Annotated in this window: 1 protein-coding gene; it reads right to left on the reverse strand. The window is 60.4% G+C overall.

The window, feature by feature from the left end; translation table 11 throughout:
• On the reverse strand, nucleotides 1–895 hold an 895-nt coding region (locus AC5PZ0_RS28240; protein WP_493856207.1), incomplete at both ends, for an immunoglobulin-like domain-containing protein.

The raw sequence follows: 895 nt of genomic DNA on the forward strand, positions 1-895 counted from the left end.
TGCCTGGGGTACCCGGTTCGTCGGTCACAGTGGTGCTGACCGGGGTCTTGTCCAGAACCAGGTTCTCGAACTTCCAGGCGTCAGCGCCGCTGACCGCCTGCAGGCTCTGCTCGACCGGTGGGTTAGTGCCGGTGTAGACGTTGTCCGGGGCAGTTACGGTAATCGAACCGGTGGTGCCATTGGCCGGAACGGTGATCACCGTTTTGCCGTCACTCAGGGTGAAGTACAACGGCGCATGGTTATCGATCGGCAAGCCGTCTTTGTTGGTCAGGGTGACGGTGTAAGTGATCTCGCCGCCTTCGGTGACCGATGGGGTGGCGGTCAGTTTGGCAATGACGTCGTCAGTGGTATCGGTGACTTTGACCGATGCCGCGTCGCCCAGCTGCAGGTTTTCGAAGGCACGACCATCGACATCGACCGCGGACTTGATGCCCAACGAGATCTCGCCAGCGTCTTTGTAAACGTCGTCGCCCTGCGCGTCGTGGGTGTACGGCGCGCTGGTTTCGCCAGCCTTGATGGTGACGGTAGCGTTGTTGCTCAGGGTCACGACCAGATCGTGAGCCAGGGCAGTGTTGATGTGAACGGTGAAGGTCGGTTTGACGTTTTCCGCCACCGAGACTTGATCGGCGGTGATGGTGACTTTGACCACATCGCCTTCGTTGCCTGGGGTACCCGGCTCGTCAGTGACAGTGGTGCTGACTGGAGTCTTATCCAGAACCAGGTTTTCGAACTTCCAGGCGTCAGCGCCGCTGACCGCCTGCAGGCTCTGCTCGACCGGTGGATTAGTGCCGGTGTAGACGTTGTCCGGCGCGGTCACGGTAATCGAACCGGTGGTGCCGTTCGCCGGAACGGTGATGACCGTTTTGCCGTCACTCAGGGTGAAGTACAACGGCGC

It is taken from the genome of Pseudomonas sp. 5.2 (genome assembly GCF_059025405.1).